We start from the raw sequence: 23043 nt of genomic DNA on the forward strand, positions 1-23043 counted from the left end.
GGGCCCGGGACCGCCCGGGGGAATGGCGCGTACCGGGCCGGACGACCCACCGGGTGAGCAGCGCGTTCCCCGCGTACGTATGGTCTGGTGACGGGTCTACGGAAGGCGGGGCAGCCACATGCAGGGATACGGCACGAACGTACGCGGTCTGGGCGAGTCGAGAGGGCTCAAGGACGTGGCGCGGGAGCACGCCCTGCTGCCCCTGCGGATCTTCCTCGGCGTCACCTTCATCTACGCCGGGCTCGACAAGCTGACGGACAGTGCCTTCTTCCGGGCGAGCGGCCCCGGCTCCATCGGCGAGACCATGCACGCGGTACGCGACTCGTCCGCGATCCCGGCCCTCGTCGACCTCGCGCTGAAGAGCCCGGGAGCCTTCGGGTACGCCATCGCCATCGGTGAGCTCGCCGTCGGCCTCGGCACCTTCTTCGGGCTCTGGACCCGGCTCGCCGCGCTCGGCGGGGCGCTGATCTCGCTCAGCCTGTGGCTGACCGTGAGCTGGCAGGTCACGCCGTACTACTTCGGCAACGACCTGGCCTACCTCATGGCCTGGCTGCCGCTGGTGCTCGGCGGGGGCGCGGCGTTCTCCGTGGACGCCCTTCTCGCGTCACGACGGCGACGGATCAGGTAGTTCACCCAGGTCGCGGTGGCGGCCAGCCAGAGGCCGCCGAAGAACAGCAGGAAGAAGAAGACCCACGGGGCGTCCCAGGCGCCCGCGGCGTCCGCCGTGTATCCCGCCGCCAGCGCGAGCATGACCACGCCCGCCACCGCCCGTCCGGGACGGATCTCATGACGCAGCACGAGTGACCTCCACCTGTCCGATGCCGACTTCGAGAGTGAGCTCCACGGTGCCCGCCGGTCTGCTGCCCGGGGGCGGCGGAAGCGTCCGGTGTTCCCGCTGCTCGGCGTCGACGTCCACCTCGCGCGGCCCTCCGAACAGGGTCTCGCCCGGTCGGCTGACCGGCAGCGTGATGTCACCGACGCCCGCCCGCGCGTCCACCTTCACCGTCACGTCCTTCGGTACGACGACGACGGCGCGGCCCGCCCCGACGTTCACCTCCGTCGCGACGGTGCCGCCCCGCGGGACCGTGATCCCGGTGAGGTCCAGCCGTGCCACCCCCGTGCCCAGCCGGTAGTGCGGCTGGACCGCCGCCACCGAGGCGGGCCGCCACCCCTCGCGCACCCACTGGGTGGTGATGTTCTTGGGCAGCGCGGACGCGCCCGCCAGCAGGGCGGCCGTGATCATCGCCAGCATGACCGTGCCGAACCCCGTCCGGCCCAGGAACGAGCTGACCAGCATCCCGAGCCCGAACACCGCGAGCGCACCGGCCAGGCCGAACTGCAGACTCGTACCGAACGGCTGGGACTCCCAGCTCAGCCCCGTGCCCAGACCGCCCGCGATCAGCGCGAACAGGAACACCACGCCGCCGATCGAGGTCGGGCCCCTGGTGCCGGCCTCCTGCCGGGGCGCGCGGAACGGATCCTTCGGCGCGGCACCCGCGGGGCTCGGCGCGCGGGGCGGGAGCACAGCGTCGGCCGGACCCCACAGATAGCCCGCGCCCACCGGCCCCGTCGTACCGTCCTTGACGATCGGGTCCCGCCACCACGACGGGCTGCCCGGCGACGGCGGCGCCTTCACCTCGGGCGGCGCGTCCGCCACCGCCTGCGCGGTCGCCGGATGCAGCGGGTCCTCGGGCGCCGCGGTCCTGCGGTGCTGCGTCCATACGGCGAAGCCGACGACCGCGAGCGACAGCATCGCGGAGAACGCCAGCGTGCCGCCGTTGCCCAGCATGGAGAGGAAGAGACCGCAGCCGATCAGCGCGAGCAGCACCGCGATCAGCGAGGCCCCCTCCACCCGGCCGGACAGCAGCCTGCGCGCCTCGTTCTCCTCCTCGCCGTCCACGGGGACCAGCAGCCAGGCGAAGCCGTAGAAGATCAGCCCGATGCCGCCGGTCACGGACAGCACACCGAGCACGATCCGGAAGATCACCGGATCGACGTCGCAGTACCGGCCGAGCCCGCCGCACACCCCGGCCACGACCTTGTGCTGCGGACTGCGCCGCAGCAGAGGCGCCGGTTCGGGGGGCGGAGCGACACCGGGGGAGGCGTCCTGGGGAACGGTCATGGCTCCATGGTGACGGGCCGCGAGCCCGTCCGGGACCCGCGGCGACCCTGGCCGATCCCTGATATTGGCCGGCCGGGCCCCTGAGGCCGGGCCCCGATCCGCCGGACAGGCCCTCGCCCCGGGTCCGGGCTCTCAGGGTCGATTAGGGGGCCGACCCTGATGCCGCCACCCGCACGGACATGTGACGATCGGAGCATGTCAGCCGCCACGACCCGAGCCACCAGCTCCCGCAACGCAGAACCGGAGGAGCCACCGCTGCGCAAGCTGTACCGCAGCGCCGACGGACGGCTGCTGGGCGGCGTCGCGCGCGGTCTGGCCGGGCATCTCGGACTGCCCGTCGTCTGGGTGCGGTTCGTCTTCCTCGGCCTGTTCTTCGCGGACGGCCTCGGCGCGCTGCTCTACGCCGTGTTCTGGATCGTCGTCCCGCTCGGCGTCGGCGGCGTCGAGGCACCGCGCTCGGTCTTCGAGACCGCCCCGGACGGCGGGCGCCGGCTCCGCAAGCCCGACAAGGGCCAGGTCTTCGCCCTGATCGCGCTGGTCTTCGGCGCCATGATCTTCGTCGGCAACGTCGACATGGGCAGCGGGGCCAACCGCTACATCTGGCCCACGCTGCTGATCGGCGCCGGTTCCGTACTGGTGTGGCGGCAGGCCGACAACGCCCGGCGCGCCCGCTGGATGGAGGTCGGCAGCCGGCGCAGGGTCCTGCATCTGGCCCGGGGGCTCGCCGGGGTCGCCCTGGTCGGCCTGGGCCTGGCCGTCTTCATGGTGGTACGCGGCTCCGCGGCCCAGCTCGGCAACGTCCTGACCGCGGCCATCGCCGTCCTCACCGGCATCGCGCTGCTGGCCGGCCCCTATCTCGTCCGCATGACCCAGGACCTCTCCGAGGAACGCACGATGCGTATCCGGGCGCAGGAGCGCGCCGAGGTGGCCGCCCATGTCCACGACTCGGTGCTGCACACCCTCACCCTGATCCAGCGCAACGCGGAGGACGCGGGCGAGGTCCGCAGGCTCGCCCGCGCCCAGGAACGGGAGCTGCGCAACTGGCTGTACAACCCCGAGGGCACCGGCAAGGACGAGGACGACGAACCCGAGACCCTCGCCGAAGCGGTCAAGCGCGCCGCCGCCGAGGTCGAGGACAAGCACGGCGTCCCGCTGGAGGTCGTCGTCGTCGGCGACTGCCCGCTGGACGAGAAGCTGACCGCGCAGATGCAGGCCGCACGCGAAGCGATGGTGAACGCCGCCAAGTACGGTGGCGAGGGCGGCGCCGTGCAGGTCTACGCGGAGGTCGAGGGCCGCACGGTCTTCGTCTCGGTGCGCGACCGGGGGCCGGGTTTCGACCTGGACTCCGTACCGGGGGACAGAATGGGCGTACGAGAATCAATCATCGGCCGGATGCAACGCAACGGCGGGACGGCGCGGCTGCGTCCGGTGCCCGGCGGGGGCACGGAAGTCGAGCTGGAGATGGAGAGGGCGAGCGATGACCAAGACCACTGAGGCGGCGGCCGGGGGCCCGGAGCGCCGGGTACGGGTCGTGCTCGTCGACGACCACCGGATGTTCCGCACCGGCGTCCAGGCCGAGATCGGCCGCACCGAGGAGACCGGCGTCGAGGTGGTCGGCGAGGCCGCCGACGTCGACCAGGCGGTCAACGTCATCACGGCGACCCGCCCCGAGGTCGTCCTCCTCGACGTCCACCTGCCCGGCGGCGGCGGCGTCGAGGTGCTGCGCCGCTGCGCCCCGCTGATGGGGGCCGTCGAGAACCCGGTGCGGTTCCTGGCGCTGTCCGTGTCGGACGCCGCCGAGGACGTCATCGGCGTCATCCGCGGCGGTGCCCGCGGCTATGTCACCAAGACCATCACCGGCACCGACCTGGTGGACTCGGTCTTCCGGGTCCAGGACGGCGACGCGGTGTTCTCGCCCCGGCTGGCCGGCTTCGTCCTCGACGCCTTCGCCTCCACGGACGCGCCGCCGGTCGACGAGGACCTGGACCGGCTGACCCAGCGCGAGCGCGAGGTGCTGCGGCTGATCGCCCGTGGCTACGCGTACAAGGAGATCGCCAAGCAGCTGTTCATCTCGGTGAAGACCGTCGAGTCCCATGTCTCGGCGGTGCTGCGCAAGCTCCAGCTGTCCAACCGGCACGAGCTGACCCGGTGGGCCACCGCCCGACGGCTGGTCTGAGCCCGCCGACGGGCTTGGCCTGCCGGCAGGAGGCGGGCGGCGGGCGCGTCAGGCCGGGTCGAGCGAGATGTTCAGCTTCTCGTCGACCCTGCGGTAGCCGATGCCCGCGTAGATCCGCTCCACATCGGCGTCGCCCGGCTCCAGCCACACCACCCGGCAGCCGCGCCCGAAGGCGGTCGCGGTGAGGTGGGCGGAGAGCGCGGCGCCGATGCCGCGGCGGCGGTAGGCGTCGGCGACGGCGAGACCGGCCAGTTCGGTCAGGCCGTCGACCGGGACGGAGCAGCCGCCCGCGCCCGCCGGTACGCCGTCGATCGTGGCGAGGGCCGCGACGCCGCCGCCCCGGGCCGCGGTGCGCAGCCATTCCGCCGCGCCGTCCTCGGGCTCGCCGGTCTCGCCGTATCCGTGGTGCTGGACGAGCGCGGCGGCGGCGAACTCCGCTTCGGTGGCCGGTTCGGCGATCGAGAGGGAGTCCACCGGCTTCGGCGGCAGCAGGTCGCCCGGCGCGCAGGCCATGACCGGGGCCCGGTTCTCGACGGTGAACCCGGCGGCGAGCAGCGCGGGTTCGACCGCGGGCGCCGAGCCGGGCAGGAACTCCAGCCGGGGCAGCCGGTCGTGCTCGCGGAACGCCGCGATCAGCGCGTCGAGATCCTCGGCTGTCGGCTCGGCGTCCCGGTCGGGTATGGCGTAATTGGCGTACTTGCTAGACCAGTTGGGGTTGTACCGCACGGTGAAGGGCCCGACCCGGAGGTGGTCCGGGGAGCGCTGGGCGAGCGTACGGGCATGGTTCTGGACATCGGCGTCCATGGGCATGTGGGGTTGTCCTCCGGCCGGTTGGGCGACGGCGGGCCGGTCCGAGGGCGGTCCGGCCCGAAGGCGGTTGCTCCGATGGCGGGTTGCTCCGGATCGGAGACGGGAGCCTATGCCACCCGGGTGGCCCCGGCGAAAGGCATTTGGTCGACCGGCGCGATCCGGACCGGTGCTCCGGGGCGCGGGGCGTGGATCATCTGGCCGTTGCCGATGTAGAGCCCGACGTGGCTGATGCCGGAGTAGAAGAACACCAGGTCGCCCGGGGTGAGTTCGGAGCGGGAGACGCGCCGGCCGGCGTTGATCTGGGTGTACGTGGTCCGCGGGAGCGAGACACCGGCGGAGCGCCAGGCGGCCTGGGTGAGCCCGGAGCAGTCGAACGAGGAGGGGCCCGTGGCGCCCCAGACGTACGGCTTGCCGAGCGCCCCGTACGCGAACGCGACGGCCTCGGCGGCGCGGGCGTTCGGCGCCCGGACGGAGCCGCGCGCGGTGCTCCGGTCGGCACGGTCGGTGGAAAGCGCGCCGTCGGCCGATCCGTGGTCGGAGTTCTCGTAGGCGGTGCGCTCGGGCGGGCTCAGCCGGTCGAGAAGCCGCTGCGCGTCGGCCAGCTTGGCCGTGATCTTCGCCTTGTGCTTCTTCAGTTCGGCCCGGCGGGCGGCCAGTGCGGCCAGCTCTTCCTTGGCCTGCGAGCGCAGTGTGGCGATCTGGGCGACCTGCCGCCGGACCTTGTTGAGCGCGGCGGCCTGGCGGTCGCCGATCCGGTCCACGTACGACGCCCGCTCCAGGTACTGGTCGGGGTCGGAGGAGAGCGCCAGCTGCACGGACGTGCCGAGGCCGCCGGTGCGGTACTGCGCGGCGGCGAACGAACCCAGCGCGTCGCGCGAGGCGTTGAGGCGCTCGGTCCTGCGGGCGGCCTCGTCGCGCAGGGTGTCGACGGCGTCCTCCGCGGCGGCGGCCTTCTCCTTCGCGCCGTTGTACTGCTCGGTGGCGACCTCCGCGTCGTGGTACAGCCGGTCCACCTCGGCCTTGACCTGGGCGGGGGTGCGCTGCGGATCGGCGTGCGCCGGTCCGGGCAGTACCGCGGCGGTGGCGGCCCCGGCGAAGGCGAGGGTCGCCGCGGTGCGGGCAGCAGGGCCGGTGTACGGGCGCTGCCTGGGTTTTCGATGCGCTGCCACGAGGGCGTGCGTCCTTCCTGACGACTGCCCGCCGGGGGCTACCGGCGGGCCCGCCCGATCTCTCGGCGGGGCGACCGGTGCGCCGTCCGCGTACGGAGTGGCGGTGAAGCCGGTCACCTGCTCAGGGACGCTAAACCCGGGGCACGGGCAGGAGTCGTAATGACGCTTATTGTCTGAATTTGGCGTGGCAATGTCGTCGAGTGATCAGAGAAATTGCACCAGAGTCAGGCAATTGGTACAGGCGCGAGCGAAGTGGTCGGGAAGGTGTACCTGCCTGTCGAGTGGTGATATGGCCAGGGCTAGGCTGCGGCCTCATGGACGTACTCATTCATGTCTTCGTCGCCCTGCACATCATCGGTATCGCCTCCCTGCTGGGCGGTTTCCTGACCCAGATGAAGGCGATGGGCGCGGGCACGGCCCGGTTCGTCCCGGCGATGCTGCACGGTGCGCTGACCATGCTGGTCACCGGTGTCGCGCTGGTCGGGCTGAACGAGGCCGACGGCAACCACGTGAACAACATCAAGATCGGCGTCAAGCTGCTGGTCCTGGTCGTCGTCCTCGCGCTCGTCTACATCAAGCGGGACGACGAGAAGGCCGACAAGGGCGCCTTCGCGGCGGTGGGCGGGCTGACGATGCTCAACATCTTCATCGCCACGCTCTGGACCTGATCCCGCCGTGCGGCCCCGGTCCCCGGCCGTCCGGCGGCCGGGGTGACGGTGCGAGTCGCTACGCCGGTCGCACGCTGCCGTAGATCGGCATGTAGTAGATCGACTCCTCGCGCACGTTCGCCCCGGGCTTCGGCGCGTGGATCATCATCCCGTCGCCCTTGTAGATGCCGACGTGGCTGATGTCGTCGTAGAAGAAGACGAGGTCCCCCGGCCGCAGATCCGCCGTGGCGACCCGGGTGCCGATCTTGACCTGGTCCCACGTCGTCCGCGGGATGTCCACGCCCGCGGACTTCCACGCCGCCTGGGTGAGTCCGGAGCAGTCGTACGACGCCGGGCCCGTCGCGCCCCAGACGTACGGCTTGCCCAGCTGGGCCCTGGCGAAGGCGAGGACCTTCTCCGCCTTGGTGGTGGCGCTGCTGTCCGAGCCGGTCCCGGTGCCCGTGCCCGTACCGCCCCCCGACTCCTTCGCGGCCTCCTCGGCCTTGCGCTCGGCCTCGGCCTTCGCGGCGGCCTGCTGCTTCGCCAGCTCCTGCGCCTTGCGCCTGGCCTCCGCCTCCTTCTTGCGCTCGATCGCCGCGAGCCGCGCCTTCTCCTCGGCGGTCAGCTTCGACAGCAGCGTGCGCGCCTCGCCCAGCTTCTTCTGGACGTTCTGCTTGCTGGTGCGCAGTGTGGTCTGCGTCGTCGTCAGCGTCTCCAGGCTCCGCACCGCTTCGGCGCGCTTCTTCGACGCCTTGGCCTGCTGTGTACGGAAGTCCGTGATCGCCTTCTGCTGCCGGCTGGTCATCCGGTCCATCAACTGGCTCTGGTCGAAGTACGACTGCGGGTCGTCGGCCAGGAAGAACGTGGCGCTCGGCGTGATGGAGCCGCTGCGGTACTGCGCGGCCGCGTAGGTGCCGAGCGTCCTGCGCGCGTCGTTGAGCCTGTCGGCGCGCTTCGCCACGTCGTTCAGCAGGGCGTCGACCTTGGCGCGCTGGGTGGCGGAGGCTTCCTTCGCCTGGTTGTACTGCTGGGTCGCGGTGCCCGCCTGCCGGTAGAGGTCGTCGACCTTCTTCTGGACGTCCTCGACGCCGGGCTTCGGATCCGGGGCGGCCATGGCGCTCTGCGTGGAGAGCAGGGTCACGGACGCCAGGGCCGCCGTGGTGAGCCCGACGGCCGGTGCGGTGGTGCGCACCCGGGTGCGCGGTTTGCGATGCGACGCCAAGGCCGGCATCTCCTTCCGTGGACCGCCTACCGGGTTAGCTGTCGGGTTCGGGCGGAACGGAAGGCTGCCCTACGGTCCGAGTGGGGGATAAGGACCGATTCACCCCGGTACTGCGTGTGGGTCCCCGGTTCCGAACTCCCGCGGGGGCAGCCCGGATTCGGCGGGGGCGCCCGCTCGGCGTGGTTCGCCTCAAGGGGGTACGGGCCGCCCGGTCGAGCACGCTAGCCAACCCATGGTGCTGCTGTGAAGGTTGATGTTCGATATGCCCGATACATTTTCGTGACCTTGCCGCGGCGGGTGGTGGAGGCCCGGAATTCCTTACGTGGAGTGGGTGCTCGATCCCTCTGCGTGTCCGGTGCGCTGTGTGCGGTTGGTCATGCGGCCTCCGGGTGTCGGTGGAGCGGCCTAGACTCGACAAGCGATGAGCAGCCTCTTTGACGACAGCTTCCTGGCCGGCCTCCAGCACTCGGAGGAAGAGCCCCCGCCGCCCCCCGAGGACTCCGCACCCGAAGCGGTGCCGGAGGACCTCTTCGCGGGCGTGTTCGACGGGCCCCCGCCGCCCAGGGACGCCTACTACCGCGACGGCGCGCACCGCCCCGTCATCGACTCCGCGGCGCTCCTCGACGGGCTGAACACCGAGCAGCGCGCCGCCGTCGTCCACGCGGGATCCCCGCTGCTCATCGTCGCCGGGGCCGGCTCGGGCAAGACCCGGGTGCTGACCCACCGGATCGCCCACCTCCTCGCCGAGCGCGGGGTGCACCCCGGCCAGATCCTGGCGATCACCTTCACCAACAAGGCCGCGGGCGAGATGAAGGAGCGCGTCGAGCAGCTCGTCGGGCCGCGCGCCAACGCCATGTGGGTCATGACCTTCCACAGCGCGTGCGTACGCATCCTGCGCCGCGAGTCCAAGCGGCTCGGTTTCACCTCGTCGTTCTCGATCTACGACGCCGCCGACTCCAAGCGGCTGATGGCCCTGGTCTGCCGCGATCTCGACCTCGACCCGAAGCGCTTCCCGCCGAAGTCGTTCACGGCCAAGGTCTCCAACCTGAAGAACGAGCTGATCGACGAGGAGACCTTCGCCGGCCAGGCCGCGGACGGCTTCGAGAAGACGCTCGCCCAGGCCTACGCGATGTACCAGTCCCGGCTGCGCGAGGCCAACGCGCTGGACTTCGACGACATCATCATGACGACGGTCCACCTGCTCCAGGCGTTCCCGGACGTCGCCGAGCACTACCGCCGCCGCTTCCGGCACGTCCTGGTCGACGAGTACCAGGACACCAACCACGCCCAGTACACCCTCGTACGCGAGCTGGTCGGCCCGGCGGGCGAGGGCGACGCCCCGGCCGAGCTGTGTGTCGTGGGTGACGCGGACCAGTCGATCTACGCCTTCCGCGGCGCGACCATCCGCAACATCCTCCAGTTCGAGGAGGACTACCCGAACGCGACGACGATCCTCCTGGAGCAGAACTACCGCTCCACGCAGACGATCCTGTCCGCCGCCAACGCGGTCATCGAGCGCAACGAGAGCCGCCGCCCCAAGAACCTCTGGACGAACGCCGGTACGGGCGCCCGGATCACCGGCTACGTCGCCGACACCGAGCACGACGAGGCGCAGTTCGTCGCCGACGAGATCGACCGGCTGACCGACGCGGGCGACGCCAAGGCCGGCGACGTCGCGATCTTCTACCGTACGAACGCCCAGTCCCGTGTCTTCGAAGAGATCTTCATCCGCGTCGGCCTGCCCTACAAGGTCGTCGGCGGCGTGCGCTTCTACGAGCGCAAGGAGGTCCGGGACATCCTGGCCTACCTGCGTGTCCTCGCCAATCCGGAGGACACCGTCCCGCTGCGCCGCATCCTCAACGTGCCCAAGCGCGGCATCGGCGACCGGGCCGAGGCGATGATCGACGCGCTGTCCCTGCGCGAGAAGATCACCTTCCCGCAGGCGCTGCGCCGGGTCGACGAGGCGTACGGCATGGCGGCCCGGTCGGCCAACGCCGTCAAGCGGTTCAACACCCTGATGGAAGAGCTGCGCACGATCGTCGAGTCGGGCGCGGGCCCCGCGGTGGTCCTGGAGGCCGTCCTGGAGCGCACCGGCTACCTCGCCGAGCTGCAGGCCTCCACCGACCCGCAGGACGAGACCCGGATCGAGAACCTTCAGGAACTGGCCGCCGTGGCCCTCGAATTCGAGCAGGAGCGGGGAGCGGCAGGCGAGGAGGACGCGGGCACGGGCGCGGCCGCGGGCACGGGCACGCTCGCCGAGTTCCTGGAGAAGGTCGCGCTCGTCGCCGACTCCGACCAGATCCCCGACGAGGACGAGGACGGCTCCGGTGTCATCACGCTGATGACGCTGCACACCGCGAAGGGCCTCGAATTCCCGGTCGTCTTCCTGACCGGCATGGAGGACGGCGTCTTCCCGCACATGCGGGCGCTGGGCCAGGTGAAGGAGCTGGAGGAGGAGCGGCGGCTCGCGTACGTCGGCATCACCCGGGCCCGCGAGCGGCTCTATCTGACCCGGGCCGCGATGCGCAGCGCGTGGGGACAGCCCTCGTACAACCCGCCGTCGCGGTTCCTGGAGGAGATCCCGGACCAGCACCTGGAGTGGAAGCGGACCGGGCCGATGGCGGCTCCGGCCGGACCGACCTCGGGTATCACGTCGTCGCTGTCCGCGTCGCGTGCGCGCTCCGGCCCCTCGGGCTTCGCGACCCGGCGGAGCTCGGACAAGCCGACGATCACGTTGACCGTCGGTGACCGGGTCACGCACGACCAGTTCGGGCTCGGCACGGTGACGGCGGTCGAGGGCGTCGGCGACCAGGCGAAGGCCACGGTCGACTTCGGCGACGAGCGGCCCAAGAAGCTGCTGCTGCGCTATGCGCCGGTCGAGAAGCTGTAGACGGAGCCGACGACGGGCGGGGGCCGCGGCCCCCGCCTCGCTGGGCTCAGGTCGGGTCGACGCCGTGGCTGCGGAGCCAGGGCAGCGGGTTCACTGCCGGTCCGCCACCGGGCCGCACCTCGAAGTGCAGGTGCGGGCCGGTCGAGTTCCCGGTGTCGCCCGAGTACGCGATGACATCACCGGCCTTGACCGGGCCCGAGCGGATCTTGGTGCCACTGAGGTGGCAGTACCAGGTCTCGGTCCCGTCGGCCATGGTGACGATGGCCATGTTCCCGTAGGCGCTGTTCAGCTGGGTGCGCACGGTGCCGTCCGTCGCGGCCATCACGGGCGTGCCCTCCAGGACGGGGAAGTCGATGCCCGTGTGCACGGACATCCAGTTGACGCCCGCCTGGCCGAAGTACGCGCTGAGGCCGTGCCGCTTGACCGGCATGACGTACTTGGGGCGCAGGGCCTCCTTGTGGGCGGCCTCCACCTCGCGCTTCTTCTTCTCGGCGGCCTGCCGCTCCCGCAGGTCGATGCGCTCCTGGGTACGGCTGGCGCGGTCGGCGAAGTTCTCGGCGTCGGCGCTGAGATTGGCGAGCTGGGTGTCCAGCTTGTTGTTGGCCGCGACCGGCTTGACGGAGTCGGGGTCGGCCGCCGCCATCGTGGTGGTGTTGTCGTCCTTCTTGTCCTCGCCGCCCAGTCCGCCCACGGAGGCCGCGGCGATTCCGGCCACGCTCATCACGCAGGCGGAGGGAATGGCGACGGTGAGAAGCGCGGAACGCTTCGCGGGGGAACGCCGCCGGCTGCGGCTGCCGCCGCCGTTGCGGGTGGCGGGGCGGCTGAGGGTGCGGCGCGAGCCGGGTGCGGCGTCTGCGGCGTCCGCGAGCTCTGTGACGCCTGAGTCATCTGCGCCATCTGCGTCGCCCGGGTCAACCGTGCTGTCCGTGCTGTCGGTGAGGTAGGGCTCGTAGGGGTCGTAGGAGCCCAGGTCGGCGTAGGACTCGTAGGTTCCGTGCGCCTCGTGTGCCGGGGGCGCTTCGTACGACACCTGTGCGGTTTCCGCGGTTTGCGCGATTTGCTGCTCGTGCTCGGGCGTGGCGCCGGTGTTCCAGGCGGTGGCGTCGTACACGCCGCTGTCGTATGCGGCCGTTTCGCTCGTGGCCCACGGGTCGTTCGTGTGCCAGCTGCTGGTGTCCCACTGACCCGTGGTGTCCGGGGCGCCGCCCTGTGCCGGGATGCCGGCGAACGTGGCGGTTGCCGTGGTCGCTTCCGTGCCGTAGTCGGCGGGCGTCCAGGTGGCCGTGGTCTCGTACGTCGGCCCCGCCTCGTACTGCTGCTGGGGCTGCGCGGCGTACGGGGAGTAGGCGTCGTACGAGGTGGTCGGGTGTGCACCCGTGTCCCACTGCGTGGAGTCGTACTGGCCGCTGTATCCGGACTGCCCGGCGCCGTAGCCGCTGCCGTACGCGCCGTCGTGGCCGCCGGGGAGCGACCCGAAGAGTGGATCGCTTTCGAAGTTGCCGGTCGCTTCGCTGTCGTATCCGGCGTACCCGGCGTGGGGGTGCTGGTCGTTCACCAACTTCTCTCTCGCCTCGGCAGCAGGACCTGTGCTCTGGGTTCCGGCGGTGGGATCCCAGGGGGAGCAGTGGCCGCGACTGTACCCGGCGGTACGTGACGCCGACAATCTTCGGCGGGCATGGGCGACTCAGGAAACGGGCAATCGGCCGTCTTTCGACGGACTGTGCACACAGCCTTGGCTCTATGTTCGAAACGCGTTCTATTTGTGGGGTCTCCGCCGGCCCGTGAGGCTCATGCAGCCCCTGCGGTGCCTGCGGTGCCTGCGGTGCCTGTGGTGCCTGCGGTGCCTGTGGTTCCGATGGCTTCGGTCGTCGGGTCGCGGGATTCCAGCGCCTGCCGGACCGCGGCCGCGACGGCCGGATGCACCGGCAGTGCGAGATGGCCGATCCCGGTGACGCGTACGTTCTGTGCGTCGAGATCCGGATGGTCGATGCAGGCCGCCTCGGCAGGGACGATCACCCGGTCGAGCTCGCTCCAGAAGCTCACGAACCGGGTACGGCAGCCGGGCGCGGGCATGCGCAGCTCCTCGATCGGCGCGGACCCCGTACGCATCTGCCGCACGATGGGGTGAGCGCTTGCCAGTGGGGCGACGGCCGTCCCCCCGTGCGGTGTGCCGAGGGTGACCAGGGTGCGGACCCGCTGGTCACCCCCCAGCCGCTGTACGTAGTAGCGGGCGATCAGGCCGCCGAGGCTGTGTCCGACGATGTCGACCTCGTGGTGTCCGGTGCGTGCGCAGATCTCCTCGACATGCCGCCCGAGCAACTCGGCCGCCGTGCGGATGTCGCAGGTCAGCGGTGAGTAGTTGAGCGATTCCAGGTGACGTCGGCCGTGCCGGGCGAGGGCACGGCGCAACAGCACGAAGACCGAACGGTTGTCGATGAAGCCGTGCAGAAGGACGACAGGGGGGTGCTCGTCGCCCTCGGCGGGGAGGGGGGAGGCTCCGGCCGGGGCGGTGGAGGTGGCGCCGGGGGGTGCGGTGTGCGGTCCGGCCGGGTGTGGTGTGGCCCGTCGTTCCCCCGTGATGCCGGTGGGATAAAGGAGCACGTGCCCGGCGAGAACGACCAGCTCCAGCGCGGTGGCCTTCAGCAGAGCGGTTGACAGGCGGACCGGGCACGGACACGGCTGGCCCGGCGTCAGGGGAAGGAAAGGCAGGACCCTCATGGCCGACCTCCTGCTTCGACGAGCGGGGGAGGCGGCTCCGTGGTATCCGGCACGCAGGCGGCCGGCGGACCGGATGGGCCGGGCAGGCCGTACCACTGCGCCGCGCGGCTGACGGCGCGGTGGTACGGCTACCTCGTAGCGGCTCCCCTGGCGGCCGGTCCCGCACGGCAGGTCTGCCGCGTGATGCGGGAACGGTGCCCGGTGAACATGTCCCACGTGTGATTTCCCCCTCCCCGTCCACCGCGAAACGGCGGCTTGCGGGATGCTGTAGATAACGTTCGTTCACATCCCTGGCCCTTCAGGCACGGGAGACGCATGTGGAGGCAGTGATGGGTGTGACCGGTCCGATCCGTGTGGTGGTGGCGAAGCCGGGCCTGGACGGCCATGATCGCGGGGCCAAGGTGATCGCGAGGGCGTTGCGCGACGCGGGTATGGAGGTCATCTACACCGGGCTCCACCAGACGCCCGAGCAGATCGTGGACACCGCGATCCAGGAGGACGCCGACGCGATCGGCCTCTCGATCCTCTCCGGTGCGCACAACACGCTCTTCGCCAAGGTGATCGAGCTGTTGAAGGAGCGCGAGGCGGAGGACATCAAGGTCTTCGGCGGCGGCATCATTCCGGAGGCGGACATCGCACCGCTGAAGGACCAGGGCGTCGCGGAGATCTTTACCCCGGGCGCCACGACGGCGTCGATCGTCGACTGGGTCAACGCGAACGTCCGCCACCCCGCGGAAGCCTGACCCTCCGGGCCTGTCCCGGTCCGGGCCGGCCCCGGCCCCGGACCCAGCCGGGACTCCGGCCCGGGCTCCGGTTCTCCGGCCGAAGCAGGGGGCAGGGGCAGGCCCGGCCGATGCCCGACTCGCCCCGGCCCGAGCTGACCCGTCCCGTCCCGAGCTGACCCAGCCCGTTCCGCTGCCGGTTTCGTCAGGGCGGGATCAGTTCCGAGTCCATCGCCGCGCGCAGCCGCAACGTGGAGACCAGCCGTTGGAAGGCCTCGGACCAGTAGCCGTTCGCACCCGGTGAGGCGTCCTCCGGTTCGTCCGGGGTGGTGGTGAGGACCTCCAGGCGGTCCGCCTCGGCCGGGTTCAGGCAGCGTTCGGCGAGGCCCATCACGCCGCTGAAGCTCCAGGGGTAGCTGCCCGCGTCCCGGGCGATGTCCAGGGCGTCGACGACCGCGCGGCCCAGCGGTTCGGCCCAGGGCGTCGGGCAGACCCCCAGGATCTGGAAGGCCTCCGACAGCCCGTGCGCGGCGATGAAGTCGGCCACCCAGTCGGCCCGTTCGGCCGCGGGGAGTATGCCGAGGAGCTTCGACCGTTCGGCGAGCGACGCCGTACCGGGGCCGTTCGACGGAGGGGCGGAGGGGGTGCCGAGCAGTGCGCGGGCCCACTCGGGGTCCCGTTGCCGCACCGTTGCCCGGCACCATGCCGCGTGCAGTTCCTCAGTCCAGCCGTCCGCGACCGGAAGGCCGACGATCTCCTGCGCGGTGCGGCCACCGAACCGCGCAGGCCAGGTGGCGAGCGGCGTCGCCTCCACCAACTGGCCGAGCCACCAAGACCGTTCACCCCGTCCGGACGGCGGCACCGCCACCACTCCGTCGCGCTCCATCGAGGCGTCGCATTCGTGCGGTGCCTCCACGGTGACCGAGGCCTCGTCGCCGGTGAGGTCCGGGCTCACACAGGACAGCGCGCGGGACGCCATCCGGCCGGCGAGCGCCGACTCCGGCAGTGCGGACAGCAGTTCGGCGGCCGTCGAGCGGACATTGCGGCTGCGGTCGGAGAGGGCCTGTTCCAGGAAGGGCTCGTCCACCGCGGACAGTCCGGTGCGCAGCGAGTCGAGGAACATCAGCCGGTCCTCGGCCCGCTCGGTGGTCCAGGTGGTCGCGAGCAGGGCGAGCGCTCCGGCGGGATCGTGTGCCCGAACCGCCCCGAGCAGCGCGACCCGCTCGGCGAACAGGCCCTCCTCCCACAGCCGGGCGACCGCTTCCGGCTCCGTCGGGCCGGGCAGCGACGAGCCGCCGGACGAGCCGCGCAACGCGAACTTCCACTCGGGGTTCAGCCCGGCCAGCCATAGCCCGCGCGGCCCGGCGAAGGCCAGGGCCTGCGGCCGCAGGTCCGTACGGGCCCTGGCCGCGTCGAGCAGGGCCGGGAGCAGTACGGCCGGGGCCCGGAAGCCCTGCTGATTGGCGGTGGCCAGCCACTGCGGGATCAGCTCCGTGAGATCGGGAGCCGTGCCGCGCCGGCCGCTCGAGCCGCCCGAAGCCGACCGGTCCGCCAGTAGTTGGGCGAGTCTGCGCCGCGCGGCCGGGGGCAGCGGCGGTCGCGGGTCGGCGGGCGCCGGCTCCGGCCGGGCGGCGGGGGAGGCGGGCTGAAGTCCCGCCCTGCGCCGTACGGTGTGGAGCGCCGCCGCGTCCAGCAGCCCGGCGGGCCCGCCGTCTCCCCCCGCGGGGCGACGGTCGGTGCCGAGAAGCGCTGTGGTGACGAGCTCTTCCCACGGAGCGGGTGTGATGGTGCCGGGCATGGGTCCCCCTTCGAATCCGACGTCAGATGAGCGGCACGGTCCCGGACGCCGCGCCGTCACCGGCTTCGGCGGACCAGGCCGCGAACGGGTCGAAGCCGCGGTGGCCGCATTCGCCGAAGACCGTGACCGGAGAGCCGCCGGAGAGCGCGACGAGCTTCCACAGACCGGGCCGGGACAGAGCCGGCGGGGCGACGGGCAGAGCCGCTTCGCCCGCCGCGTCCACCAGTTGCCAGCCGTCCCCGGACGGTACGGGTATGACCTCGCGCAGCGTCACCGGCCAGGCGTCCAGCCAGGGGTCCTCCCGCAGGGCGTGTCCGTACGCGCCGATCGCTGACGCTGCCCTGTCACCCGGGGGAGGGGTACCGGCCGGCGACGGCACCCCGAACTGCCGGCCCAGCTCCGCCCGCAGCCGGCCCGCACCCGGATAGGGCGTGAGCTCGGCGTCGATCGTGACGCCCACCGGCAGTGCCAACCCGGGGGAGCGTCCGGCCGCCCCGAAGGAGAGCAGCAGCGCCGTGCGGTCCGTGTCCCTGCCGTGCAGCCAGATGCGGCGCGCGACGATCTTGCCGTCCGGGGTGTCGTACTGCGCGAGCACCAGCCAGTGGTCGCGGACCGGCGGGCCCTCGGCGGGGGCCGTCAGCCCCACCCGCGTGCGGACCGTGGCGGCCAGCGGTTCCGGCAGCCGGTCGATCCCCAGCCAGGCGCTGTCCAGCAGATGCAGCAGCGCGCACTCCTCCAGCAGCCGCGCCGGCCAGCCCGGACCGGACGCCGGGATGGAACCCAACTCCCGCACCCTGGCGGCCAGTCCGGGCGCCTGGGCGTCGACCATGCGGGCCGCCGTCTCCTCCCAGAGCCCGTAGCCCGGCTGATCGGCTGCCGCCAGCCCCCCGCGCAGCAGATCGGCCAGCCGCTCCTCCAACTCCTGCGCGCCGCCGGTGATCCGCTCGGCACGGCGCCCGGCCCGCCGCCGGGCGGCCTCCGGATCGGCCGGGCCCGCGGCCGGGGCGCCGTCCGCCGCATGCTTCTCCGCCTTCTCGGCCGACCGCTCACGACGACCCGCCAGCCACTCACCGGCCCAGTCCGGCACCTCGCCCGCGGGCAGGGACGATTCGCCCGACGCCCAGACCAGCAGCAGCCCCAGCCCGTGCTTGCACGGGAACTTCCGGCTGGGGCAACTGCACTTGTACGCGGGGCCGGTGATGTCGACCACCGTCCGGTACGGCTTGCTCCCGCTCCCCTTGCACAGCCCCCACACCGCCCCCGAACCGTCGCACCCGCCGCCTGACCAGGGACCGGCCGAACCGAGCTTGCTCCCCGCCTTGCGTGACGCATCGTCCGGAGCGAGGGCCAGTACCTGCTCCACCGTCCAGCGCGCCACCGGACCGGCGGTGCGCAAGGGTTCTCCCCCGTGAGATAGCAGCATGGGAACGACGGTAGAGCGCACCACTGACAATCGCCCTGACCTGCTGATTCACCGTCACGCACGCATCTTGACTTTACTTCCCCTTTGCGATTCCCTGCGAGCAGCAGACCCATCGATCCGGGGGATCAACCGATGAGCCACACCGTTCGCACCACCCGTAAGCTGCGCACCGTCCGAACCGCCGTCCGTGCGGCCGTCGTCCTCGGCATGGGCCTCGCCGCGGGCGGCTGCGTGGCCGTCTCGCCGGTGGCCGGCTGAACTGTCCGCACGTGGCCGGTGAATCGGCCCGACCTGCGGTCCGGGCCGATTGTCAGTGCCATGGTGCACGGTGGGAAACACATCGGGTCGACCGATCCGGAGGGGGATCCATGACCGTGTCCGAAACCACTGCCGCCGGCGGCGTACAGGCTCTCCGACCGCATGCCGAAGACGCCTTCGCCCATGAGCTGAAGGCCCTCGCCGCGGCCGACGACCGTCCGCGGCCCGCCCGTTGGAAGCTTTCCCCGTGGGCCGTCGCCACCTACCTGCTCGGTGGCGCCCTGCCGGACGGCACCGTGATCACACCGAAGTACGTGGGCCCGCGCCGTCTCGTCGAAGTCGCCGTGACCACGCTCGCCACCGACCGGGCCCTGTTGCTCCTCGGCGTCCCGGGCACCGCCAAGACCTGGGTCTCGGAGCACCTCGCCGCCGCCGTCAGCGGTGACTCGACGCTGCTCGTCCAGGGCACGGCGGGCACCCCGGAGGAGGCCGTCCGCTACGGGTGGAACTACGCGCAGCTGCTCGCGCACGGGCCCAGCCGCGACGCCCTGGTGCCCAGCCCGCTCATGCGCGCCATGTCCGACGGCATGACCGCGCGGATCGAGGAACTCACCCGTATCCCCGCCGATGTGCAGGACTCGCTCATCACGATCCTGTCGGAGAAGACGCTCCCCGTCCCCGAACTGGGACAGGAGGTCCAGGCAGTCCGCGGATTCAATGTCATCGCCACCGCCAACGACCGCGACCGCGGGGTCAACGAGCTGTCCAGCGCGTTGCGCCGACGGTTCAACACCGTCGTGCTCCCGCTGCCGGCCACCCCCGACGCCGAGGTCGACATCGTCTCCCGGCGCGTCGACCAGATCGGTCGCTCGCTCGACCTCCCGGCCGCACCGGACGGCACGGCCGAGATCCGCCGCGTCGTCACGGTCTTCAGGGAACTGCGCGACGGAGTCACCGCCGACGGCCGCACCAAGCTCAAGTCCCCCTCGGGGACGCTGTCGACGGCCGAGGCGATCTCCGTCGTCACCAACGGTCTGGCCCTCGCCGCGCACTTCGGTGACGGGGTGCTGCGCCCCGGCGACGTGGCGGCGGGCATCCTCGGCGCGGTCGTCCGCGATCCCGCGGCCGACCGCGTGGTCTGGCAGGAGTATCTGGAGACGGTGGTCCGGGAGCGGGACGGGTGGAAGGACTTCTACCGCGCCTGCCGCGAGGTATCCGCATGACCCGGGCCGAACGTCCCGCGGGACCGCTGCTGCTGGGGGTGCGGCACCACGGACCGGGCTCGGCCCGCGCCGTCCGCGCGGCGCTGGATGCCACCCGCCCGCAGGTCGTGCTCGTCGAAGGGCCCCCGGAGGCCGACGCATTGCTGCCGCTGGCCGCCGACGAGCGGATGCGGCCACCGGTCGCGCTGCTCGCCCATGCCGTCGACGACCCGGGGCAGGCGGCTTTCTGGCCGCTGGCGGCGTTCTCGCCCGAGTGGGTCGCGATCCGCTGGGCCCTTGAGCGCGGCGTTCCGGTCCGGTTCATCGACCTGCCCGCGGCGAATTCCCTGGCCATGACGCAGGTCGCGGAACGCGAAGCGGACGGCGGCGGGGGCGGCGAAGGGGACCCGGAAGGCGGAGGCGCGGACACCGGGGCGGAGGGGGAGGGCGCGCCTGCGGGTGGCTCGGACGCGCGGGCCCCGATCGACCCCATCGGCGTGCTCGCCGAGGCGGCGGGCTACGACGACCCGGAGCGCTGGTGGGAGGACGTCGTCGAACACCGCACCCGGGACGGCGAAGCCGTCGACCCGCGGGAGCCGTTCACCGCGCTCGCCGAGGCGATGACCGCCCTGCGCGAGGTGTACGGCGACGGCGGCCACCCCCGTGACGCCGTCCGGGAGGCCCATATGCGCATTCAACTGCGCAAGGCCGGAAAGGAGTTCGGCGACGACATCGCGGTCGTCTGCGGTGCCTGGCACGTACCCGCGCTCGGTACGAGGACCACACTCGCCGCCGACCGCGCCCTGCTCAAGGGACTGCCCAAGGTCAAGGCCGAGCTGACCTGGGTGCCCTGGTCGCACCGGCGGCTCGCCCGGCACAGCGGCTACGGGGCGGGCATCGACTCGCCCGGCTGGTACGGACACCTCTTCGACGCCCCGGACCGCCCGATCGAGCGATGGATGACGAAGGTCGCCGGACTCATGCGCGACGAGGACCGGTTCGTGTCGTCCGCCCATGTCATCGAGGCCGTCCGGCTCGCCGACAGCCTCGCCGCCATGCGCGGTCGCCCGCTCGCCGGACTGGGCGAGACGACCGACGCGATCCGGGCCGTGATGTGCGAGGGCTCCGATGTGCCGCTCGCGCTCGTACAGGACCGGCTGATCGTCGGCGAGACCCTCGGCCAAGTGCCGGACACCGCCCCCGCCGTGCCCCTCCAGCGCGACCTCACCCGCCGACAACGCACGCTCCGGCTCAAACCGGAGGCAGTGGAACGGGAGTTGGAGCTCGACCTGCGCAAGGACAACGACGCGGCCCGCAGCCGACTGCTCCACCGGCTGCGCGTCCTCGCCGTCGGCTGGGGCGAGCCCGCCGAAGGCCGGGCCAGCACCGGCACCTTCCGGGAGAGCTGGCGGCTGCGCTGGGAACCCGAGCTGTACGTACAGGTCGCGGAGGCCGGGACCTGGGGCACCACCGTGCTCTCCGCGGCGACCGCCAAGGCCAGGTCGCAGGCCGCTTCGGCGACTGCACTCGCCGAGGTCACGGCACTCGCCGAGCAGTGCCTCCTCGCGGAACTGCCCGACGCGCTCCCCGTCGTGATGCGGGCCCTCGCCGACCGCGCCGCGCTTGATGCCGATGTGGGCCATCTCGCCGACGCCCTGCCCGCGCTCGCCCGCACCCTGCGCTACGGCGACGTGCGGTCCACGGACACCGCGGCACTCGGCGAGGTCGCGGCCGGGCTCGCCGAGCGGATCTGCGTCGGACTGCCACCCGCCTGCACCGGGCTCGACGCCGACGGCGCCGACGAACTGCGCGGCCGGATGGACGGGGTCCACGCCGCGATCGGGCTGCTCACCGGTGCCGCTCAGGCCGACGCCGACCCGGACGCGGACGGACTGCGCGGGCGCTGGACAGCCGTACTGCACAGGCTCGCCGCCCGGGACACGGTCGCGGGAGTCATCCGGGGACGCGCGACCCGCCTGCTGCTCGACGAAGGACGGCTCGCGGAGGACGACGCGGCACGGCTGATGGGCCTGGCCCTCTCGCCCGGCACACCCCCGGCCGACGCCGCGGCGTGGATCGAGGGGTTCGTCGGCGGAGCCGCCGGCGGAGGCATGCTGCTCGTCCACGACGAGCGCCTGCTCGGTCTGGTCGACGCCTGGCTCACCGGGGTGCCCGCCGACCTCTTCGCCGACGTACTGCCGCTGCTGCGGCGCACCTTCTCGGCGTACGAAGCGGGCGTACGGCGGACCCTGGGCGAGCTCGTGGGCCGAGGCCCGGCCGCCGGGGGACCGGCAGCCACCGGCGCCGGCACGGGATCCGGGACGACAACAGCCGGATTCGGCCCGGGGCTGGACGAGGCCCGTGCCGACGCGGTCGAGCCGGTGCTGCGCCTGCTGCTCGGACTGCACCACGATTCGGGCCCGGACGGCGACGCCCCTTCCGGGCAGGCCGGGAGAGCCACGGACGTCAAGGAACCGCTGGGGGCAACGGGATGACCACGACCACGACCACGGCCGGCACCACACCGCACCCGACCCACACACCACCCCCCACCCACACTTCACCCCCGGCGCACACCGGCCCGCAGTCCGGCCCGGCGAACGACGAGCGGCTGCGCCGGTGGCGGCTGGTCCTGGGCGCGGACAGCGCGGAGGGCACCGGCTGCACCCTCACCGGCCGCGACGCCGCGATGGACGGCGCGCTGACCGCGCTGTACGGCGACGGAGGCAAGCCCGGCAGCCGGGGCAGAAACAGCCGCTCGGCCGGACTCGGGGCCTCCGCCCCCTCGGTGGCCCGCTGGCTCGGCGACATCCGCACGTACTTCCCCAGCTCCGTCGTCCAGGTCATGCAGCGTGACGCGATCGACCGGCTCGGTCTCGCCGCACTGCTCCTCGAACCGGAGATGCTGGAGGCCGTCGAGGCCGACGTCCATCTCGTGGGCACGCTCCTCTCGCTCAACAAGGCCATGCCCGAGACGACGAAGGAGACCGCGAGAGCGGTCGTGCGCAAGGTCGTCGAGGATCTGGAGAAGCGGCTCGCCGCCCGCACCCGGGCCACGCTCACCGGCGCGCTGGACCGCTCGGCGAAGATCAACCGGCCCCGTCACCACGACATCGACTGGGACCGCACCATCCGGGCCAACCTCAAGAACTACCTCCCCGAGTACGGCACCGTCGTCCCCGAACGGCTCATCGGCTACGGGCGGGCGGCCCGATCCGTGAAGAAGGACGTGATCCTCTGCATCGACCAGTCGGGGTCGATGGCCGCCTCCGTCGTCTACGCCTCCGTCTTCGGCGCCGTGCTGGCCTCCATGCAAACCCTGCGGACCAGGCTCGTCGTCTTCGACACGGCGGTGGTCGACCTCACCGACCAGCTCGACGACCCCGTGGACGTACTCTTCGGCACCCAGCTCGGCGGCGGCACCGACATCAACCGCGCGCTCGCCTACTGCCAGTCGAGGATCACCCGCCCCGCCGACACCGTGGTCGTGCTCATCAGCGACCTCTACGAGGGCGGAATACGCAACGAGATGCTGAAGCGGGTCGCCGCGATGAAGGCCTCCGGCGTGCAGTTCGTGACGCTGCTCGCGCTGTCCGACGAGGGCGCGCCCGCCTACGACCGCGACCACGCGGCGGCACTCGGGGCCCTGGGCGCACCGGCCTTCGCGTGCACCCCCGACCTCTTCCCGGAGGTGATGGCGGCGGCCATCGAGAAGCGGCCGCTTCCCGTACCGGACAAGGAGGCCCACCGGTGACACGGTGCCGTTCCGCCCACCGCCGCACGGCCACCGACGTGATCTGTGACCGTAATCACCGCTCAGGTGTGATCTGCGATTTAGGGTCCTGCGGAGCTCGGGGATAACCTGCGAGATGGACATGCCGCGTAC

At 72.1% G+C, this 23043-nt stretch carries 19 protein-coding genes and 1 riboswitch; of the genes, 10 read left to right on the forward strand and 9 right to left on the reverse strand.

The window, feature by feature from the left end:
- Positions 1–118 precede the first annotated feature (118 nt).
- A complete protein-coding gene (locus tag ACFVX4_RS09475) occupies positions 119–628 on the forward strand; it encodes a DoxX family protein (RefSeq protein WP_389973684.1) in 510 nt (169 codons plus the stop codon).
- Here ACFVX4_RS09475 and ACFVX4_RS09480 read toward each other — a convergent pair.
- A complete protein-coding gene (locus tag ACFVX4_RS09480) occupies positions 535–798 on the reverse strand; it encodes a hypothetical protein (protein ID WP_389973687.1) in 264 nt (87 codons plus the stop codon). The two genes, ACFVX4_RS09475 and ACFVX4_RS09480, sit on opposite strands and share 94 nt — an antisense overlap.
- Entirely contained in the window at positions 785–2122 is a 1338-nt protein-coding gene (locus tag ACFVX4_RS09485; RefSeq protein WP_389973690.1) for a PspC domain-containing protein, read from the reverse strand. The genes ACFVX4_RS09480 and ACFVX4_RS09485 overlap by 14 nt, the downstream gene beginning before the upstream one ends.
- Positions 2123–2317: 195 nt before the next feature.
- Here ACFVX4_RS09485 and ACFVX4_RS09490 point away from each other — a divergent pair, with 195 nt between their 5' ends.
- Positions 2318–3616, forward strand: a complete 1299-nt coding sequence (locus ACFVX4_RS09490; protein WP_389973693.1) for a PspC domain-containing protein — start codon at positions 2318–2320, stop codon at positions 3614–3616.
- Positions 3600–4298, forward strand: coding sequence for a LuxR C-terminal-related transcriptional regulator (locus tag ACFVX4_RS09495; protein WP_389973696.1), 699 nt, complete (start codon positions 3600–3602; stop codon positions 4296–4298). The genes ACFVX4_RS09490 and ACFVX4_RS09495 overlap by 17 nt, the downstream gene beginning before the upstream one ends.
- Positions 4299–4346: 48 nt before the next feature.
- Here the strand turns inward: ACFVX4_RS09495 and ACFVX4_RS09500 are convergent, their stop codons facing one another.
- Together ACFVX4_RS09500 and ACFVX4_RS09505 are read right to left on the reverse strand one after the other, a co-directional pair.
- Complete coding sequence (locus tag ACFVX4_RS09500; protein ID WP_389973699.1) at positions 4347–5108, reverse strand: GNAT family N-acetyltransferase; 762 nt, start codon at positions 5106–5108, stop codon at positions 4347–4349.
- Between the two features lie 107 nt (positions 5109–5215).
- On the reverse strand, positions 5216–6277 hold the full coding sequence (locus ACFVX4_RS09505) for an NlpC/P60 family protein (RefSeq protein WP_389973701.1): 1062 nt from the start codon (positions 6275–6277) through the stop codon (positions 5216–5218).
- Positions 6278–6591: 314 nt separating this feature from the next.
- On the opposite strand from ACFVX4_RS09505, the gene ACFVX4_RS09510 reads away from it, so the two are divergent.
- Positions 6592–6945, forward strand: a complete 354-nt coding sequence (locus ACFVX4_RS09510) for a hypothetical protein (protein WP_266415314.1) — start codon at positions 6592–6594, stop codon at positions 6943–6945.
- 58 nt (positions 6946–7003) lie between these two features.
- Here the strand turns inward: ACFVX4_RS09510 and ACFVX4_RS09515 are convergent, their stop codons facing one another.
- A complete protein-coding gene (locus ACFVX4_RS09515) occupies positions 7004–8155 on the reverse strand; it encodes an NlpC/P60 family protein (protein ID WP_389973704.1) in 1152 nt (383 codons plus the stop codon).
- A riboswitch (cyclic di-AMP (ydaO/yuaA leader) is annotated at positions 8154–8319 on the reverse strand. It overlaps the preceding gene by 2 nt.
- Before the next feature lie 248 nt (positions 8320–8567).
- Between ACFVX4_RS09515 and pcrA the strand changes: the two genes are divergently transcribed.
- Positions 8568–11036, forward strand: a complete 2469-nt coding sequence (gene pcrA / locus ACFVX4_RS09520; RefSeq protein WP_389973707.1) for a DNA helicase PcrA — start codon at positions 8568–8570, stop codon at positions 11034–11036.
- A 46-nt stretch (positions 11037–11082) separates the two neighbouring features.
- Here pcrA and ACFVX4_RS09525 read toward each other — a convergent pair whose 3' ends face one another.
- Together ACFVX4_RS09525 and ACFVX4_RS09530 are read right to left on the reverse strand one after the other, a co-directional pair.
- Positions 11083–12591 carry a M23 family metallopeptidase gene (locus tag ACFVX4_RS09525; protein ID WP_389973710.1) on the reverse strand — a complete coding sequence of 503 codons (1509 nt, stop codon included), beginning with the start codon at positions 12589–12591 and terminating at the stop codon, positions 11083–11085.
- Between the two features lie 233 nt (positions 12592–12824).
- The gene (locus ACFVX4_RS09530) at positions 12825–13754 is read right to left on the reverse strand and encodes an esterase/lipase family protein (protein WP_389973712.1); all 930 of its coding nucleotides are present in this window, start codon (positions 13752–13754) and stop codon (positions 12825–12827) included.
- Positions 13755–14083: 329 nt separating this feature from the next.
- On the opposite strand from ACFVX4_RS09530, the gene ACFVX4_RS09535 reads away from it, so the two are divergent.
- Complete coding sequence (locus tag ACFVX4_RS09535; RefSeq protein WP_266415302.1) at positions 14084–14497, forward strand: cobalamin B12-binding domain-containing protein; 414 nt, start codon at positions 14084–14086, stop codon at positions 14495–14497.
- A 184-nt stretch (positions 14498–14681) separates the two neighbouring features.
- Here the strand turns inward: ACFVX4_RS09535 and ACFVX4_RS09540 are convergent, their stop codons facing one another.
- Positions 14682–16274 carry a DUF5691 domain-containing protein gene (locus tag ACFVX4_RS09540; RefSeq protein WP_389973715.1) on the reverse strand — a complete coding sequence of 531 codons (1593 nt, stop codon included), beginning with the start codon at positions 16272–16274 and terminating at the stop codon, positions 14682–14684.
- A 22-nt stretch (positions 16275–16296) separates the two neighbouring features.
- The gene (locus tag ACFVX4_RS09545; protein WP_389973718.1) at positions 16297–17697 is read right to left on the reverse strand and encodes an SWIM zinc finger family protein; all 1401 of its coding nucleotides are present in this window, start codon (positions 17695–17697) and stop codon (positions 16297–16299) included.
- A 132-nt stretch (positions 17698–17829) separates the two neighbouring features.
- Here ACFVX4_RS09545 and ACFVX4_RS09550 point away from each other — a divergent pair, with 132 nt between their 5' ends.
- From ACFVX4_RS09550 to ACFVX4_RS09565, 4 genes are all read left to right on the forward strand, one after another.
- Positions 17830–17955 carry a hypothetical protein gene (locus ACFVX4_RS09550; RefSeq protein WP_389973721.1) on the forward strand — a complete coding sequence of 42 codons (126 nt, stop codon included), beginning with the start codon at positions 17830–17832 and terminating at the stop codon, positions 17953–17955.
- Positions 17956–18065: 110 nt separating this feature from the next.
- The gene (locus ACFVX4_RS09555) at positions 18066–19178 is read left to right on the forward strand and encodes an AAA family ATPase (protein WP_389973724.1); all 1113 of its coding nucleotides are present in this window, start codon (positions 18066–18068) and stop codon (positions 19176–19178) included.
- Positions 19175–21652: a DUF5682 family protein gene (locus ACFVX4_RS09560; RefSeq protein ID WP_389973727.1), complete on the forward strand. Its 2478-nt coding sequence runs from the start codon at positions 19175–19177 to the stop codon at positions 21650–21652. Before ACFVX4_RS09555 ends, ACFVX4_RS09560 begins: the two co-directional genes overlap by 4 nt.
- A complete protein-coding gene (locus ACFVX4_RS09565; RefSeq protein ID WP_389973730.1) occupies positions 21649–22911 on the forward strand; it encodes a VWA domain-containing protein in 1263 nt (420 codons plus the stop codon). Before ACFVX4_RS09560 ends, ACFVX4_RS09565 begins: the two co-directional genes overlap by 4 nt.
- Positions 22912–23043 lie beyond the last annotated feature (132 nt).

It is taken from the genome of Streptomyces sp. NPDC058240, assembly GCF_042882135.1.
GTDB lineage: Bacteria > Actinomycetota > Actinomycetes > Streptomycetales > Streptomycetaceae > Streptomyces.

What these genes read in the sequence shown, in the direction of transcription:
- ACFVX4_RS09555 (WP_389973724.1), top strand. Translation starts at nt 18,066, where the DNA reads ATGACCGTGTCCGAAACCACTGCCGCCGGCGGCGTACAGGCTCTCCGA.
- ACFVX4_RS09510 (WP_266415314.1), top strand. Translation starts at nt 6,592, where the DNA reads ATGGACGTACTCATTCATGTCTTCGTCGCCCTGCACATCATCGGTATC.
- ACFVX4_RS09565 (WP_389973730.1), top strand. Translation starts at nt 21,649, where the DNA reads ATGACCACGACCACGACCACGGCCGGCACCACACCGCACCCGACCCAC.
- ACFVX4_RS09560 (WP_389973727.1), top strand. Translation starts at nt 19,175, where the DNA reads ATGACCCGGGCCGAACGTCCCGCGGGACCGCTGCTGCTGGGGGTGCGG.
- ACFVX4_RS09475 (WP_389973684.1), top strand. Translation starts at nt 119, where the DNA reads ATGCAGGGATACGGCACGAACGTACGCGGTCTGGGCGAGTCGAGAGGG.
- pcrA (WP_389973707.1), top strand. Translation starts at nt 8,568, where the DNA reads ATGAGCAGCCTCTTTGACGACAGCTTCCTGGCCGGCCTCCAGCACTCG.
- ACFVX4_RS09495 (WP_389973696.1), top strand. Translation starts at nt 3,600, where the DNA reads ATGACCAAGACCACTGAGGCGGCGGCCGGGGGCCCGGAGCGCCGGGTA.
- ACFVX4_RS09540 (WP_389973715.1), bottom strand. Translation starts at nt 16,274, where the DNA reads ATGCCCGGCACCATCACACCCGCTCCGTGGGAAGAGCTCGTCACCACA.
- ACFVX4_RS09515 (WP_389973704.1), bottom strand. Translation starts at nt 8,155, where the DNA reads ATGCCGGCCTTGGCGTCGCATCGCAAACCGCGCACCCGGGTGCGCACC.
- ACFVX4_RS09485 (WP_389973690.1), bottom strand. Translation starts at nt 2,122, where the DNA reads ATGACCGTTCCCCAGGACGCCTCCCCCGGTGTCGCTCCGCCCCCCGAA.
- ACFVX4_RS09550 (WP_389973721.1), top strand. Translation starts at nt 17,830, where the DNA reads ATGAGCCACACCGTTCGCACCACCCGTAAGCTGCGCACCGTCCGAACC.
- ACFVX4_RS09545 (WP_389973718.1), bottom strand. Translation starts at nt 17,697, where the DNA reads ATGCTGCTATCTCACGGGGGAGAACCCTTGCGCACCGCCGGTCCGGTG.
- ACFVX4_RS09530 (WP_389973712.1), bottom strand. Translation starts at nt 13,754, where the DNA reads ATGAGGGTCCTGCCTTTCCTTCCCCTGACGCCGGGCCAGCCGTGTCCG.
- ACFVX4_RS09500 (WP_389973699.1), bottom strand. Translation starts at nt 5,108, where the DNA reads ATGCCCATGGACGCCGATGTCCAGAACCATGCCCGTACGCTCGCCCAG.
- ACFVX4_RS09535 (WP_266415302.1), top strand. Translation starts at nt 14,084, where the DNA reads ATGGGTGTGACCGGTCCGATCCGTGTGGTGGTGGCGAAGCCGGGCCTG.
- ACFVX4_RS09490 (WP_389973693.1), top strand. Translation starts at nt 2,318, where the DNA reads ATGTCAGCCGCCACGACCCGAGCCACCAGCTCCCGCAACGCAGAACCG.